General features: G+C 51.7%; 13 protein-coding genes. 7 read left to right on the top strand and 6 right to left on the bottom strand.

All coding sequences use genetic code 11. The features are described from left to right. The first annotated feature begins 209 nt into the window (after window positions 1-209). Together GOV85_RS21290 and GOV85_RS21285 are read left to right on the top strand one after the other, a co-directional pair. Window positions 210-725: a DUF805 domain-containing protein gene (locus tag GOV85_RS21290; RefSeq protein ID WP_170575351.1), complete on the top strand. Its 516-nt coding sequence runs from the start codon at window positions 210-212 to the stop codon at window positions 723-725. Window positions 726-799: 74 nt separating this feature from the next. Next, complete coding sequence (locus tag GOV85_RS21285) at window positions 800-1570, top strand: hypothetical protein (protein ID WP_171181983.1); 771 nt, start codon at window positions 800-802, stop codon at window positions 1568-1570. 33 nt (window positions 1571-1603) lie between these two features. Here GOV85_RS21285 and GOV85_RS21280 read toward each other — a convergent pair whose 3' ends face one another. Continuing rightward, the gene (locus tag GOV85_RS21280) at window positions 1604-1759 is read right to left on the bottom strand and encodes a hypothetical protein (protein ID WP_165590778.1); all 156 of its coding nucleotides are present in this window, start codon (window positions 1757-1759) and stop codon (window positions 1604-1606) included. 340 nt (window positions 1760-2099) lie between these two features. Here GOV85_RS21280 and GOV85_RS21275 point away from each other — a divergent pair, with 340 nt between their 5' ends. Both GOV85_RS21275 and GOV85_RS21270 read left to right on the top strand, forming a co-directional pair. Beyond that, a complete protein-coding gene (locus tag GOV85_RS21275; protein WP_171181981.1) occupies window positions 2100-2870 on the top strand; it encodes a 1-acyl-sn-glycerol-3-phosphate acyltransferase in 771 nt (256 codons plus the stop codon). A 945-nt stretch (window positions 2871-3815) separates the two neighbouring features. Further along, window positions 3816-4232 (top strand): cytochrome c, encoded by a 417-nt coding sequence (locus GOV85_RS21270; protein WP_171181979.1) that lies wholly within the window; start codon window positions 3816-3818, stop codon window positions 4230-4232. A 210-nt stretch (window positions 4233-4442) separates the two neighbouring features. Here GOV85_RS21270 and GOV85_RS21265 read toward each other — a convergent pair whose 3' ends face one another. Further along, window positions 4443-6089, bottom strand: a complete 1647-nt coding sequence (locus GOV85_RS21265; RefSeq protein ID WP_209509760.1) for an alkaline phosphatase family protein — start codon at window positions 6087-6089, stop codon at window positions 4443-4445. A 270-nt stretch (window positions 6090-6359) separates the two neighbouring features. On the opposite strand from GOV85_RS21265, the gene GOV85_RS21260 reads away from it, so the two are divergent. Genes GOV85_RS21260 through GOV85_RS21250 form a run of 3 tightly spaced genes read left to right on the top strand, consistent with a single transcriptional unit; the run spans window position 6360 to window position 11176 of the window. Then, window positions 6360-7355, top strand: coding sequence for an HlyD family secretion protein (locus GOV85_RS21260; RefSeq protein WP_171181977.1), 996 nt, complete (start codon window positions 6360-6362; stop codon window positions 7353-7355). After that, the gene (rbbA, locus tag GOV85_RS21255; RefSeq protein ID WP_171181974.1) at window positions 7352-10051 is read left to right on the top strand and encodes a ribosome-associated ATPase/putative transporter RbbA; all 2700 of its coding nucleotides are present in this window, start codon (window positions 7352-7354) and stop codon (window positions 10049-10051) included. Before GOV85_RS21260 ends, rbbA begins: the two co-directional genes overlap by 4 nt. Further along, window positions 10052-11176 (top strand): ABC transporter permease, encoded by a 1125-nt coding sequence (locus tag GOV85_RS21250; protein ID WP_171181972.1) that lies wholly within the window; start codon window positions 10052-10054, stop codon window positions 11174-11176. Between the two features lie 386 nt (window positions 11177-11562). Here GOV85_RS21250 and GOV85_RS21245 read toward each other — a convergent pair whose 3' ends face one another. The 4 genes from GOV85_RS21245 to GOV85_RS21230 all read right to left on the bottom strand — a co-directional run bounded on the left by GOV85_RS21245 (window position 11563) and on the right by GOV85_RS21230 (window position 15162). Next, window positions 11563-12402 (bottom strand): SDR family oxidoreductase, encoded by an 840-nt coding sequence (locus GOV85_RS21245; protein WP_171181970.1) that lies wholly within the window; start codon window positions 12400-12402, stop codon window positions 11563-11565. A gap of 881 nt (window positions 12403-13283) precedes the next feature. Further along, the gene (locus GOV85_RS21240; RefSeq protein ID WP_171181968.1) at window positions 13284-13820 is read right to left on the bottom strand and encodes a hypothetical protein; all 537 of its coding nucleotides are present in this window, start codon (window positions 13818-13820) and stop codon (window positions 13284-13286) included. Continuing rightward, on the bottom strand, window positions 13804-14574 hold the full coding sequence (locus GOV85_RS21235; protein WP_171181966.1) for a hypothetical protein: 771 nt from the start codon (window positions 14572-14574) through the stop codon (window positions 13804-13806). Before GOV85_RS21235 ends, GOV85_RS21240 begins: the two co-directional genes overlap by 17 nt. A 72-nt stretch (window positions 14575-14646) precedes the next feature. After that, a complete protein-coding gene (locus tag GOV85_RS21230) occupies window positions 14647-15162 on the bottom strand; it encodes a DUF805 domain-containing protein (RefSeq protein WP_171181964.1) in 516 nt (171 codons plus the stop codon). Window positions 15163-15381 lie beyond the last annotated feature (219 nt).

The raw sequence follows: 15381 nt of genomic DNA, 5'->3' as shown, positions 1-15381 counted from the left end.
ACAACGGAGGTAAAATGAAAGTTGCGTCGAATTCGCATGTTTGAATCTAATTTTTCAAAAATCAATATTTTTTCCGCGTGTAAATTTCTCTACGCTCTCGTACGATAGGCCTCTGCGTTCAAACAAAAAAGTAAGTGGGAGCTACGAGTGTGTTCCCCTGAGCGGCGAAGCGATTTGAGGCCGCACAAAAACAATGAAGGGATTGAAAGATGGGATTTGGTGAAGCCGTTAAGACGTGTTTCTCGAAATACTTCCAGTTCTCCGGTCGGGCTATACGCTCAGAATACTGGTGGTTCTTCTTGTTTGTGGTTGTCGTGAGTGCTGCCTTAGCTGTGCTGGATACGATTATTTTCGGGACCAACCCCGAAACAGGCCAGGGATCTCGGGTCCTGTCCTCTGTTTTCCAGCTGGCTGTTCTCATACCTATGCTGGCCGCCGGTTGGCGAAGGCTGCATGATACAGGACGACCTGGCTGGTATTTGCTGCTGCCGATGGCGCTCAGCATTACAACGCTATTTGTTATGCTGGGTGGGGTAGCGTTCTTTTCGGTATTGGAGCAGGGGACCGAAAACCCCGATGCATTGCGAGGACCCGCGGCAGTACTGGGCGTGACCGGTATTGTTGTTGTCTCAATTCTTCAATTGGTTCTGTCTATCCTGATGATCTGGTGGCTGACACGACCTTCCCAAGAAGGCGCAAACGAATACGGCGAACCTGTGTCCTGATCTGGTTGCCGGTGCAATTGGCTGGAATCTCTGCTGAACGACAGTGCGAACCGTAACTCAATGGAGAGAAAAAAATGAGCTGCAAAACCATTTCCATTGGAATGCTCCTGATGGCAGTGGCGACCACAGCATCAGCGGAGTGGTCGTTCAGCTCCGGGCCCACCCCCAATGCGTTTATTCAGACAGGAAACATGACGCTGGAACTTCAGTGTGACCGTATTCGCTTTGCTCCGGCTGGATTCGAGGACAGCCAGGACATTGTGGAGAAGCAGGGGTTTTCCATTCGTTTTTTGAAGAACGGCACCACCGAAGTTGGGGCATTTCAGGTTGGCGCAGAAAACGCTGCCGTGCAGATCGTCGACAACTATCCCGTCGAGGTCAGTTTCAATAGTCAAGAGGACTATGGTTTTGTACAGGACCAGCTTGCAGCCAATGCATCCGTTAATCTGTCCATGATTGATCAAGATGTTAGCTACGGAATCTTTGACTTGAAAGGTTCCAGCGCGGCAATTCAGTCCCTTCGTTCCGCCTGCGATTCAGGTGCTAGCCAGGGGGCCTCCTACGAACCCCCCGAAGGCATCGTCTATTGTGGTGGCGGAGCGGTGGAGCGAGTCATCGAACCTGTAATTTTGGACAATCCGGAAGGAGAGTGGGACGCGCGAGTAACGGTCAACGGCGAGTCGATCAGAGCCATGACAGCCTACAGCTTTTTCGGAAACTCTGAGCCGCCCGCCGGATTTGTCGTCGCCCTACTTGGCGAAGACAGGTCCGAGTTTCTGATTTTTAGCGAAGGCTCGGCAAACTGGCTGGAATACGGGGACTACAGGTATGATCAGTGCAATTGATATCTCCTTCCAACCAGCTGCCAAAGTAGTGCGTCAGATGAAATGTTTGGCTTCCGGTATGGTGCTGGTTTCGGGTCTAGGAAGCGTGTGGCATTTCAATTCTCGGGTGGTGATGTCGCCCATGCTCATGCGCATCTGATACCGCTTCTCGACAAGTACGATGTCACCTCGCGACGCTACATCGAGCAAGAAGTAATCACCTTCAAACCAATCCCGAATCCGGGGAACAACGAGCTCCGAACCTTTGCCAAACTAATTGCGGATGCTCTCGACCGATGATGTAACTTTGGGCTCTTACCGATATTCTATGCCAAGGCCGGTCAGTTGTTACTCAAGTCAGACTGAAGCACCAAGATACATTCCGCTACGTCGTCTTTTCTCATTGATCTGGTACTGACTTCGACAGATAGAGAGGTGTGCGGTGGCTGTCTTCCTTCGCAAGTGGCGCATGTCAAAGCGCTGCCGGAGGACCTCCGGTGGCCTTTATTCATGGCTTACGCACCAGCCACAGGCCCTATCAGAGGACGTCATGCCCTTTTCACCTAATGGTCAAGACCGCGCTACTCGCGCCATTGACCCATTGCCAATACGCCTTATCAAGCGCGCTATACTGGTTCTTATCGGCCTGTTTTATTTCCTCTTCGTGGCCTTTGCCCCTCTTCTTTGCGTTCGGCGCAGAGGGTTTCGGGGTTGGTATTGGCGCCTGGTGAAACGGTCATGTTCCCGCCTGCTGTGGCTCCTCAGCATCCGCGTCGAGATGCGTCCTGAGGAAAAGAATGTCCTCGCTGCCGACACCAACAGCATCATCGTGGTTAACCACCGTAGCCATCTCGATGGCTTCAGTCTCATGCATGTGGTGCCCGACACCAAATGGTTCACTTTCGCGGCGAAATCAGAGTTCTGGAACAGCAAACTCCTGCGTACTGGTTTTGATGGAGCGGGTCTCGTCCCTATCAACCGGGATTCCGGTTCAACGGCCATGGATACGCTGACAAAGGCTGTCAGGGAAATGCCTGCCCGTTGTTCCATTGTGCTATTCCCAGAAGGCACCCGGGCCAAAACAGAATCGCTAGGGGACTTTAAGGCGGGTGCTGTATTAGTCGCCCGAGAAACCGGCCGCACGATCACCCCTATTGTCATCCACGACAGCGATAGTCTACTTCCACGCGGCAAACATTTACCGCGCAGCGGGACGATCCGTGTGGAGGCTTTGCCAACATTTACGTGCGATCCTACCGCTAGTGTGGATGAGGATCTGGCGCGATTGCGCAGGCAGATGATGGCTGTATTTGAGCGGTGAAGTCTGTTTGACAGAAATATGCAGAAACCGAGTTTGTTGAGTTTCCGCTACGCGTAGCGGCAGATTTGCAGAGCAGTTGTACTTGTCGGTGGGATTTTCTCCAACGGGTATCGATATTCAAAGACCTAGTTAGTACCCGTATTTCAGTACGCTCTTGGCCATTCGTATTTTGGATGGGCTGCTTGGTATTGTCTCTGAATTCTCAGAAGAGAATGGACATTTAAGTGCCCTGATCTCGCTATTCTTGCCGGAGGCAGAAAAAGCAGGGGAGACATGAATTTGCCAGATGCTGTACGACGTATGACTGACCAAAAGCTAACACTAAGCTGCCATCAGACCACCAGCATCGCCTGCGATACCGACTATGCAATCATCTCCGGTCTGAATGCGATTTGCCGGGCTTTCCCCTCCGAGTTCCAGTTTGGGTGGCGGAAGACCTGGTTCCGGTTGAAATCGAGGGTGTCTTGACGCCCACCCCGCGCGAGTTAGCAGGGTTATTGTTTTTCTTAGAAGGCATCCAACAGTAGATTGGTGTTCTTGGCGTTAGGTCAGTAATTGATCGTTTGCCGGTGTTCTGGACTTGCACCTTTTTTGACCCGGTGACAATTGCAGGCCCAGCATTGTGAAGCGCCGTGTTCTGCTAGGCGTAAGCAGTCACTCAAAATCATTTGGCCGAATTGGCGTGTCGAGTCCAATTCTGGCAGACTGCGAGTTGAAATATGATTTATGTCAAAGAGTCGAGCGCCTTCACATGCTAAATTTCGAATGTTAAATAGTGAAGCTGTTCTGAGCTCGTTGCTGCCTGTCCCCATCAATCGGTTTTGGGCCACAGGATAGCAAATGTTATATGGTAGAGGACCGACGTTGACCGGGGGAAGATGTCGGTCCATTTCTGTTGTAGTAAACTCTCGTGTTGCAAAGGACCTCCGGCTTATGAGGCACTTTATGATCGTTGCAAGCATGGGCATTAGTTCGGTTGCAACGACGTCTGCGGCCGATGAGTTTTCGGACCTTGGCAAAGACTTCTTTGTTGAGCATTGCGCCAGATGTCACGGAATCGATGCATCTGGAAAAGGGCCTGACGCAGCTGGTTTGAAAACTGATCCTGCTGATTTAACAAAGATTTCCGACCGTAGGGGAGGCGTGTGGCCCATGTTGGAGGTCATGTCGATCTTGGACGGTTATTTGAAAGTTCAAGAACCTCGCGATGACATGCCAATAATCAACGAGTTGAACGACGGCCCTACTGTCGAATTCGATACGGGGAATGGTTTGGTTACGCGTATTCCTTCCAGACTAATCGAAGTTGCTGAGTATTTGGAGAGTATTCAGTCTCCGAAGCCGGAACGATATGTTCCGTGATGTTCTGCTCCGCATTTATGTATGCTAAAGAATGCTACGTTGGGCGGTTTCCGTAGTCGCCAAGAAGCAACGAATATGAGGATCGCTTTGTGGACGATGTCGTCGCGGTCTGGCCTAGCGTGCTTCAGTATCAGGTCTCGCGCTTCACAGCGGTCTAATCCAAGACTTCTTGTAGTACCTCACCGCTCGCACCATTAGGACGTGCCGTGCTCAATATGCTGACAGTGTGGATGCGAGAGCAGTCGTGCAAACACGGCGTGCGACCCGTTGCGGTTTTAAGTTCGGTCCAGCAAAGATAATCGGCACATGTGTGTCACCGCGCCACGGTGACCCGTGGGTGGATGTGACAGACAGACCATCGAAGTCCGCGATGAACCAGCCGGGTTTGAAGATTACGTATATGTTCCCGGATCGGGTGGGGTGGTAGTTGTTGCGGACCAAGCGCATGATGTCGGTATCGGGCAGGAGGTTTGCTTCGATAGCCGTACTGGGGACGGCGAATGCCACATCGGGAAAGGATAGAAGCTCTTCTGCAATGGCTGACTCCAGCGTGGGTAAGTCAATATCACTGCGAGCCAATACTTCGGGGGCGATATTGAGATAGGGGTGATTATAACCCTCAAGCAATTTCCCGGTGATCCCAAACCGCTCCTTAAGCCTGGCTATCTGTTCCGTCGGGTCCCATGTGTCCGGAGCAACAAGGCCAGTTCGGATGCCAACACTCTCTAAATAGCCCGGCGCATCGGTGGTGCCGTGGTCCGCCGATAGAACGATCAAAACGTTTTCCAGCCCAATCCGTTCGTCAATAAACGCGAAGAGATTCATGAGAGTCTGATCGAGGCGGTATATCGTGTCCTCGGCTTCAAGACTGGAGGGGCCAAACACATGGTTGACGTAATCCACGGACGAGAAGCTAATCGCCAGATAATCCGCTACCGCGTCTTGCCCGATATCCTCGGCATCAATCAATCGTTTGGCAAATTGCGCCGTCAGATCGTCACCAGCGGGACTAAGCGTTAAAAAGGTCGTAAAGTAGGGATCTTCCAGCGGGTCAAACCCATTTTGCGCCGAAGAATAGCGATGAGGAAAGGTTGTGCCGAACCCGGCGACATCCGTCTCCCATGGTTGGTTGTCACGGTCGCCAAAGAGATAGGCTTCCTTTGGGTGCATCAATTCCCAAGAGGTTCCTTCAAAGGAGGCGCTTGGCGATGCGTCATTCCAGGCGGAAACCCAATCCGGGTATTTGTCGTAATAATACGAGCTTGTGACAAAACGGTTTGCGGCTTTTGAGAACCAGAAGGCTTTGCCGCTTTGTCCCGCCATTGTAATAGCCCCACGGTCTTTGATTGAAACTCCAAAGACCTTGGCCGCACCAGCAGTGGAAGCGCTTAATTCGTCCGAAAGAGTTGTAACAAGCATAGCGCGTGGTGACCGCCCATCTGTGCCAGCTGCCGCCTGTGTTGGGTCAATTTCAATGTCGTCATTGACGCCAGCGCCATCTCCAAGGAGCGGAGCGGTGCTGTCTTCAACGTTGTAAACAAGGCGGTCTAGGGTTGTGTCGAACCAAATGTTTCCGATCATCCCGTGCACTGCCGGTGTTGCCCCGGTGGCCAATGTGGCGTGCCCGACAACAGTCTCTGTATTGGCATGGCAATGATGGGCGTCCACATAGTGTACACCGTTTTCAAGTAAATACTTAAGGCCACCCTCCCCAAGATTCTCAAAGTAGCGTGTCGGTAGATCGCCCCGAAACGCGTCAACGGTCAGCTGCAAAACGAGACGAGGAGGTTCTTGTGCATACGCAGGAGCGACTGCAACCAACCACAAAGACAAACAAGCTCTTAGTGTTTTGGTCATAGTGTTTCCTTTCGCTGTATTGCGCAGCTGGTTAGCGGCGACCGCAATTGCGCGTTAGAACAACCCGTTTCAATACCAAACTGATAACAAAAACGCTTCAAGTCTACTTCTTCCCACCTATCGCGAAAGAGCCTGCAACACCCAAACCGGTGTTCATACAAACAATTGCTTGGCACTGAGGTGTCCGGGTCGGTTTTGATCCAAAACAAGGCTTTGAGTCTTTTAAGACACTAAACTCTGCGCCAGAAACCCTGTTTCAGGTGAAACGCTATGACCAAAAGCCTATCGGTTTTTCTTATTTTGGCTGGTTTAGTAATTGCTGGTGCGTTGCTGTATGTCGTTGTTGCCGAGGATGGCGATGAATTGCCGGTTGGGTTTGTTCAAGGAAACGGGCGGGTTGAAGCGGAACAAGTCGAAATAGCACCAACTAATGCAGGTCGGGTTGCGAAGGTAACGGCAACAGAGGGCAGTATGGTTGCAGCCGGTCAAATCCTGGCCGAAATGGACATAGACGAGCTATCTGCGGCCCTGGATCGGGCTAGAGCCGAAGTAGCATTGGCAAATCAAACAAAGGCCGAAGCAGAAGCGCTCGTTGTGCAACGCGAAAGCGAACAGCGCAGGGCTGAGCAAGAGCTTGATCGTGCCACGGCGTTGCTGGCAGGACAAAATATCTCCAAAACTATTTTTGAAGATCGCGATACCACTCATAAAGTTGCTACAGCAGTATTGGGCGCCGCCAAAGCCCGAGTTGCAACCGCAGAAAGCCGTATTGCAGCCGCTGAGGCAGAAGTGCGCAGGATCGAAGCACAGATTGAAGACAGCGCTCTAGTGGCACCTTTGCCCGGACGCGTGCTTTACCGGCTTGCAGAACCCGGAGAGGTCGTTGGCGCGGGCGAACCAATCCTGACTATTCTTGGCCTTGAGAATGTTTACATGGAAGTTTTTCTTCCGGCGCGTGAAGCCGGACTTTTGCCCATTGGAGCTGAGGCTCGCATCGTGCTCGACGCTTTGCCGGAATATGCGATACCTGCATTCGTGAGCTTTGTTTCTCCCGAGGCACAATTCACTCCCAAACAGGTCGAGACCCTGGATGAACGGGAGCAACTGGTTTTTCGCGTTCGCGTCCGTATCCCAATAGACTTGGTTGAAAGTCGGATCGAGCACGTCAAAACCGGTCTGCGCGGTGTCGCGGTGATCCGGCTTAACCCAGCCGTTGCTTGGCCTGAGACGCTGGAACAACGCATCCCAGCAGAGCTTTTCGAATGAGAGTAGAGGGTGAAACCAGCGATATTCGAATTTCAGGTGTTACGCACCGCTATCGGAAGCATGTTGCACTGGATTCTATTTCGTTGGAACTGCCAGGCGGCCAGCTTGTGGGCTTTATCGGGCCGGATGGGGTGGGAAAGTCTACACTGCTTGGTTTGATCACCGGCGCAAAGAAACTGCAATCCGGCAATATCGACGTTCTAGGCGGCCCGATTGGCAATTCTGGCCATCGACACAGGATTTGCCCAGCCATCGCTTTCATGCCGCAAGGGCTGGGTCGAAACCTGTATCCGGAGCTGTCTGTACGCGAGAACCTCGAGTTCTTCTCAGGTCTCTTTGCTCAAGGGCATTCAGAGCGGGATGACCGTATCGCAGCGCTATTGGCTGCGACAGGGCTTGCGCAGTTTGAAGACCGTCTGATGGGCAAGCTCTCGGGTGGGATGAAGCAAAAACTAGGCCTTTGCTGTGCTTTAATCCATGACCCCAAACTTTTGGTTTTGGATGAGCCAACGACCGGGGTCGACCCGTTGTCGCGTCGGCAGTTCTGGGCTTTGATTGATGCAATCCGAGCAAAAAGCCCTGAACTGTCGGTATTGGTTTCAACGGCGTACATGGAAGAAGCCGACGGTTTTGACCGGATTGTCGCGATGGACGCGGGTCAAGTCATCTTTCAGGGGAAGCCCGCCGAATTGAAAGGGAGTGATGTCGACCTCGAAATTGCATATCGGCGTCTGAGATCACAGGAGTTGCCCGTCGAATCGGAGGGGAAAAACAAAACGAATGTGCAGATCGAAGCAAGCCCAGTGATAGTTGCGCGTGGACTGACACGACGCTTTGGTGATTTCACGGCCGTAGACAACGTCGACTTCACAATCAATCAAGGAGAGATATTCGGGTTTCTAGGATCAAACGGTTGCGGCAAGTCCACGACAATGAAGATGTTGACTGGCTTGTTACCTTCCAGCTCAGGTGAAGCACTGCTGTTTGGCAACCCTGTCGATGCATATGATCGAAAAATGAGGCGTGAAATCGGCTACATGAGCCAGGCCTTTTCCTTGTATGGCGAGTTGTCGGTCCATCAGAACCTACAATTGCATGCGCGGATATTTGCAATTGCCGACCGAGAACAACGTGTTTCGGAACTCACTGAGCGCTTTGGGCTCGAGGAACACCGGCATACGTTGGCGACGGCACTGCCCCTTGGGATCAAACAGCGACTGTCGCTAGCCGTAGCAGTGATCCACCGCCCGCGGGTGCTAATTCTCGACGAACCAACATCCGGTGTGGATCCAGAGGCGCGCGATTCCTTCTGGGATTTGCTGATTGAGCTCTCTCGAAATGAGTCGGTTACAATCTTTGTGTCCACTCATTTCATGGGCGAGGCGGAACGCTGTGATCGCGTTTCTTTTATGCATGCTGGTAGAGTTCTAGCGGAAGGTACTCCGGCTGAACTGATCGCTATTGAAGGGGTGGAAAGCCTTGAAGACGCTTTCATTTCGATATTGGAAGCAGCAGAAAAACCAGTCTCTGTTGTCGCGCCAGAAGTAGAATTTGGGACTAAATCCCAAGCCAGTCGAAGGGATTTCTCTCGTGTATTGGCATATGCGCGGCGCGAAACCGTTGAAGTAGCTCGTGACCCGGTGCGTCTGGCTTTCGCGTTTCTGGGTTCTGCTATTCTAATGTTAGTTTTTTGCTTTGGAATTACGCTGGATATAGATGAACTTGAATTCGCGGTACTTGACCTTTCTCAGGGGCCGGAGAGTCGTGCTTATTCGGCTGAATTCGCCGGATCGTCCTACTTTAAAGCCACATCGCCGCTGCAAAGCGCCAGCGAAGGGCGCGACCGTCTAGTGGCAGGTGAGGTCTCTCTGGTTGTTGAGTTGCCACCTGACTTTGACCGAAAGATGAGTACGGGTGAACCGACCCAGATACTTGCAACTGTAGACGGCGCTATCCCATTTAAAGGTGAGACGGTTGAAGGTTATGTTTCCGGATTGCACCAATCATTTCTCTCGGAATATGCCCATAGCAATGGCAAAACCCAGATAGATATTGCCCGGATCGAACCCCGGTTTCGCTACAATCAGAGCTTTGAAAGCATCGCCGCGATGGCTCCGGCAATGCCTGCTATCTTACTGATTATGTTGCCAGCTGTTTTGACTGCTGTAAGCGTAGCAAGGGAACGAGAGCTGGGGTCAGTTGTCAATTTCTACGTGACACCAACCACGCGGCTTGAATTTCTAGTCGGCAAACAAATTCCATACATTTTGATCGCCTACGCAAATTTTCTGCTTTTGGCCGGAATGACAGTTTTTCTTTTCGGGGTACCGTTAAAAGGAAACCCTTTCCCTTTGGCTGTTGGCGCCCTTCTTTACGTTTGGGCAACAACATCCTACGGGTTGTTGATCGCCACAATGACATCCAGTCAGGTGGCCGCCACGTTTGCAACTGCCATCGCCTCAGTTGTCCCAACAATCCAGTTCTCAGGTCTGTTGCAACCTGTTTCAACGCTTGAAGGAGGCGCACAAGTGGTTGGCTCTCTTTGGCCTTCCTCATATTTCCTACACCTAAACGTTGGAGCCTTCACTAAAGGTTTGGGGTGGGAGGCCCTTGCGCCAGACATTCTGGCCCTCGCCTGCTTCGGACCAGTTCTGACACTGATCGCAGCCCTATGTCTTCGGGCGCAGGAGAAGTGAATGCAGCGCTTCTACTGCATATTCTGGCTAGGCTTGAAAGAAGTGATGAGCCTGCGCCGTGATTGGGTGATGATGGCATTGTTGGTCTGGTCGTTCACGCTGGCCCCGATCATGGAAGCAACGGGAGTGGCAAGTTCTGTAAACAACGCCTCGATAGCGTTTGCGGATGAAGACGACTCGCCTCTTTCTCGATCACTTGCCACAGCGTTTTTCCCACCAGAGTTCCAACCGGTCGTCCTAATCGAACCCGGAAAAGGACCAGCGTACATGGATGCTGGGCGCTTTATTTTCGTTGTGGCTGTGCCCCCCGGATTCGAAAAGGATCTGCGCGCAGGGCGCAGTCCGGAGATTCAAGTTCTTATTGACGCAACCGCTATGGAACAGGCCGGTATTGGTGCAAACTACATCACCAGTATCTTGAGCGCTGAAATACATCGCTATGCAATTGGTATCGATCTAGTGGATGCTCCCTCAATCAGTGTCATCCTTAGAAGCGCCTTCAACCCAAATAGAGATACTGTACGTTTTGCTGGTATCGTTGCTTTGATCGGCCAGATCATGTGGCTCACAACTATATTGACCGGAGCGGCAATGATTAGAGAGCGAGAGCACGGGACTATTGAACATCTCCTTGCCATGCCGCTTGCCCCATTTGACATAGCTATTGCTAAAATTTGGGCGAATGCAGCAGTGGTTTTGGTAGCGGCTGGTCTTTCACTAACATTTGTGATGCAGGGTTCTTTGGGTATTAGTATCGCTGGATCCAAGATGTTGTTTTTGGTTGGCACGGCGTTGTTTCTTTTTACTGCGACGGCGCTTGGGGTGTTTCTGGCAACCATTGCACGCTCTATGGCGCAGTTCGCGCTTCTGGTCATGTTGATTGTGCTGCCAATGCTAATGCTGTCAGGTGGCGAAACCCCAATTGAAGGTCAGCCGGCGTGGTTGCAGGCAGGTACTTTGGTTCTGCCGTCACGCCATTACATGTCAGCAAGTCAGGCTATTGTTTTCAAAGGCGCTGGTATTGAGACTGTCTGGCCGGAATTCGTTTGGATGACGTTGTTGGGAATTGCTTTGTTACTAATGAGCCTACGGCTTTTTCGGCGTTCTCTTGCGCAGATCAGCTAGCAATCCAACTTGTTGGCTGTGACAGATTGGAGCGCTAGCTTCAATGTCTCTAGTCATATCGGCATTATGTGGGCCGACGGCTGGATTGCGATGCAATCGAGGTTTTGAAAGGCCATAGTCGCAAACTCAAAGGTTTGCACTGAAAGTGTCGAAACCTTCTGAATCAAATGGGCAAGTCCAAGGCGTTCAAGCGACAAAATTCTCCGCCCGTTTCTGAACCGAAGTTTTTTTACGCCACAACGGGTACACACAATAGAATTGGACAGGCCAGATGAGACTGTTAATGAGGTTCAATTATGGTGACAGGCGACAGGCTGTCGGCAACTGTAAAGCTGGCGGCATTCTTCAATCGCTAACTTGTCGTGATTGTTGGGCTATGGCGATGATCAGCCAGGCTTCGCCATGAAGTCCGCGAACGCTTTCTTATAGTCTGGATGCCATCGGCTGAGAGGTGGGCGATTTTCGATGATGTCTCCCACGCTCCAAGCAATGCGTTTCTCATCGATATCGCGTGAAACGTCATTGTCGGGGCAAAGGATGTAGAAATCCCCTCGGTTCACGCTTTCAACAAAGAAGTCGACCGCCTGCTCAGCGGTCCAGGCGGAGGCAGGCTTCTCGGGCGCGGAGATCATGCCGGTATAGACGAATCCTGGGACCAGAAGATGCGCGGTAATCTGATGACCTGGGCCCGTTCTAAGCTCGTGGGACAGTGCCTCGGTAAAGGCTTTGAGAGCCGCCTTGGAGACATTGTAAGCCGGGTTACCTGGCGGTGTCGTGATGCCTTGTTTGGACCCTGTATTGATGATTGCGCCTGGTCTGCCACGAGCGATCATGTTTGGCGCGAAGACCTGGGTGCCGTGGATCGGACCCCATAGGTTTACACCCAGCATATTGTCCCAAGCCGCGGCGTCGCCAACTGTCGATGAATTGCCTCCGACACCGGCATTGTTCATCAGAATATCTGTCCCTCCGTAGCGGTCTGCCACCATCCGCTCCAACGCCTCTAACTGCGCACGATCACGGACATCTGTCTCAGACGTCATTACATCGGCCGCGCCAGCGGCAGACACTATGTTTGCCGCGGCCGCCAGTTTCTCGGTGTCTCGATCAACAATAACAATGCGCATTCCCATTTGCGCGAACTTCACTGCGGTGGCGAGGCCAATGCCGGAAGCACCCCCGGTAATCACGGCCACAGAGTCTGAGGTAAATGCGGGGTGTGTCATCGGCTAAGCTCCTCCTAAGCCCGTGTTGGATCGAAAGGTCCGGAAAATCCAGACCGGCCTGGTGATATTAGGCGGCGTCGGCAACGTTAGTCTTCAGCTTGATAATACCTTCCAAACCGTAGGCGGTGAATAGCGCCTAGGTCGCCTTTTCTGCTTGTAAGCTTATCGGAATGACGGGGTCTGCCATGCCACTCTTGTCCACTTCATTTTGGAGTTTTTGCTGCCCAAGCGTGGTTTGGGTTGAGTTTTGCCAACTAGAATGCACTTTTGATTGAGTTTTGGTGCGTTCAAGTTGATCGAGCTACGCTAAGTCAATCGACAATTGAGCGCGTATAGTGAACCGTGCAAACTTTTGGGCGAATCGTGCAAACTTATGGGCGACGACACCCAGATTTTCTGAATAAAATCAATGATAGGAATGCAGCGTTACGCGCGTCCCTACATCGTTTGTGGATGATGACAGAAAAACAGATTATCTGGATGCTACTGGATTTTGTTCCTCTTGCGCGGAAGAACGGCGGCGGCAAGAAGAGGATTATTGGGACGACTAGAACCTAACATTGCGGGTTGAGGCTGTGTGTATGGAGTTTCATCAAAACCATACCGCCTTTTTAGTTCCCTGGTGTCTTAAGAAGGACGTCGTTTCAGGTTCATTGCGGACAACCTTTGGAAAATTTCTGCAATCAAGTATTGAGACATGCGAGCTTATATATACTTATAGCTGTAAGGCACTGGCTTTGGCTCAGTTTTGAGAGCACCTAACGACAGAAGCCAGAGTGCTTTCGAGTCGGAGTGCATGATTTGCCCATAAGATTGCGTGCTAAAGAAAGCCCATCGAACAAAACAGCTCCAATGACTTATCTGCAATGCTCAAATGCAGCTTACTCCCAATCGCCAGCAGACGAGCGCCACGTTTTAGCGTCCGCATCCCAAGTACTGGCGCTGAAGCAAGGCGTTGGGTTTATTCCGTCGCAATTAGAGCCATGTATATCTGCGACGACAACGCGTTGACGCCCAAAATCAATGACCGTCCAGCCTTGGTTGAGCAACGAGTGCACCTCCTCTTCAATCAAGAAGTGCGAGACGCATCCGCCAGTTCCGCAATATAGAGATGCGGCGCTTGAACACGCAAAACCAGACTCATTCAGAACCCAGTCGCGTTGTAGGTCTCCGTCGAGATCGACCCTCTCAACCGCACCCCAATCTAAGTCAAACTGACCGTCGTTGAACTCTGCGCAGGCTTGTTCTGCCAGATCAACCTTCGCCTGCAAACCAGTTGGAAGTTGCGAAACATCAGCCGCGACAGCTGGTGAGGTCCATACTGGGCTCGAAACCAGCACAATCCCGGAAACCAACCCTTTCAACAGGCCCACTAATTGGGAAGCCGGTTGGAGGGTGGCATCAATTGCACTGATCATACCTGTAGTCCCCGTATTCCAGCCAGTTTGCCGAACCTTCGCTAAAAATTAGAAACTCGGACCTGTCTTCGCCAAGCAGGGCGACAACAAATCCGGTCGGCGGCTCAGAGTTTCCGAAAAAGCTGTAGGCTGTCATGGCTCTGATCGACTCGCCGTTGACCGTTACTCGCGCGTCCCACTCTCCTTCCGGATTGTCCAAAATTACAGGTTCGATCACGCGCTCTATCGCTCCGCCACCACAATAGACGATACCTTCGGGCGCTTCGTAGGAGGTCTCTTGGCTAGCACCTGAATCGCACGCAGAACGAAGGGACCGAATTGCTGCGCTGGAACCTTTCAAGTCAAAGATCCCATAGCTGACATCTTGATCAATCATGGACAGATTAACGGATGCATTGGCCGCAAGCTGATCCAGAACAAAACCATAGTCCTCTTGACTATTGAAACTGACCTCGACGGGATAGTTGTCGACGATCTGCACGGCAGCGTTTTCTGCGCCAACCTGAAATGCCCCAACTTCGGTGGTGCCGTTCTTCAAAAAACGAATGGAAAACCCCTGCTTCTCCACAATGTCCTGGCTGTCCTCATATCCAGCCGGAGCAAAGCGGATACGGTCACACTGAAGTTCCAGCGTCATGTTTCCGGTTTGAATAAATGCATTGGGGGTGGGCCCGGAGCTGACCGACCACTCCGCCGATGCTGAGGTCGCAATTGCCATCATCAAGGCTCCAATGGAAATCGTTTTGAACCTCATTTTTCTCTCCATGGTGTTACGTTTCGCGCAGTCATTCAGCAGAGATTCCAGCCTGTTGTCCGGACAACCTGGTCAGGAAACAGGTTCGCCGTATTCGTTTGCGCCTTCTTGGGAAGGTCGCGTCAGCCACCAGATCATCAGGATGGACAGAACCAATTGAAGAATTGAGACAACAACAATACCGGTCGCGCCCAAAACTGCCGCGGGTCCTCGCAATGCATCGGGGTTTTCCGTCCCTTGCTCCAATGCCGAAAAGAACGCTACCCCACCCAGCATAACAAAAAGCGTTGTAATGCTGAGCGCCATCGGCAGCAGCAAATACCAGCCAGGTCGTCCTGTATCATGCAGTCTCCGCCAACCGGCGGCCAGCATAGGTATGAGAACAGCCAGTTGGAAAACAGAGGAAATGACGCGAGATCCCTGCCCTGTTTCAGGGTCGGTCCCGAATATGATAGTATCCAGCACAGCCAAAGCAGCACTCACGAGAACCACAAACAAGAAGAACCACCAGTATTCTGAGCGTATAGCCCGACCGGAGAACTGGAAGTATTTCGAGAAACACGTTTTAACTGCTTCACCAAACCCCATTTTCAACCCTTTCTAAGTTTCTGTGCGGCCTCAGAACGTCTCGCTAGCTAATAGAACAGACTTGCCCTTCTGGGTTTTCCCACCTTCATTTTGTGTTTGAACGCCAAAAAACTATTCTATGAAAAGGTAGCGAAATTTGCGCGCGGAAAAAATGTTGATTTATAAAAAATTAGATTCAAACATGCGAATTCGACGCAACTTTCATTTTACCTCCGTTGT

The organism is Ruegeria sp. HKCCA4633, assembly GCF_013034605.1.
In the GTDB taxonomy this organism is placed as follows: domain Bacteria; phylum Pseudomonadota; class Alphaproteobacteria; order Rhodobacterales; family Rhodobacteraceae; genus Ruegeria.
This window is presented reverse-complemented; position numbering and strand designations above follow the sequence as displayed.

Coding starts and splice junctions, on each gene's coding strand:
- GOV85_RS21290 (WP_170575351.1), top strand. CDS start 210: ATGGGATTTGGTGAAGCCGTTAAGACGTGTTTCTCGAAATACTTCCAG.
- GOV85_RS21285 (WP_171181983.1), top strand. CDS start 800: ATGAGCTGCAAAACCATTTCCATTGGAATGCTCCTGATGGCAGTGGCG.
- GOV85_RS21275 (WP_171181981.1), top strand. CDS start 2,100: ATGCCCTTTTCACCTAATGGTCAAGACCGCGCTACTCGCGCCATTGAC.
- GOV85_RS21270 (WP_171181979.1), top strand. CDS start 3,816: ATGATCGTTGCAAGCATGGGCATTAGTTCGGTTGCAACGACGTCTGCG.
- GOV85_RS21265 (WP_209509760.1), bottom strand. CDS start 6,089: ATGACCAAAACACTAAGAGCTTGTTTGTCTTTGTGGTTGGTTGCAGTC.
- GOV85_RS21260 (WP_171181977.1), top strand. CDS start 6,360: ATGACCAAAAGCCTATCGGTTTTTCTTATTTTGGCTGGTTTAGTAATT.
- rbbA (WP_171181974.1), top strand. CDS start 7,352: ATGAGAGTAGAGGGTGAAACCAGCGATATTCGAATTTCAGGTGTTACG.
- GOV85_RS21250 (WP_171181972.1), top strand. CDS start 10,052: ATGCAGCGCTTCTACTGCATATTCTGGCTAGGCTTGAAAGAAGTGATG.
- GOV85_RS21245 (WP_171181970.1), bottom strand. CDS start 12,402: ATGACACACCCCGCATTTACCTCAGACTCTGTGGCCGTGATTACCGGG.
- GOV85_RS21240 (WP_171181968.1), bottom strand. CDS start 13,820: ATGATCAGTGCAATTGATGCCACCCTCCAACCGGCTTCCCAATTAGTG.
- GOV85_RS21235 (WP_171181966.1), bottom strand. CDS start 14,574: ATGAGGTTCAAAACGATTTCCATTGGAGCCTTGATGATGGCAATTGCG.
- GOV85_RS21230 (WP_171181964.1), bottom strand. CDS start 15,162: ATGGGGTTTGGTGAAGCAGTTAAAACGTGTTTCTCGAAATACTTCCAG.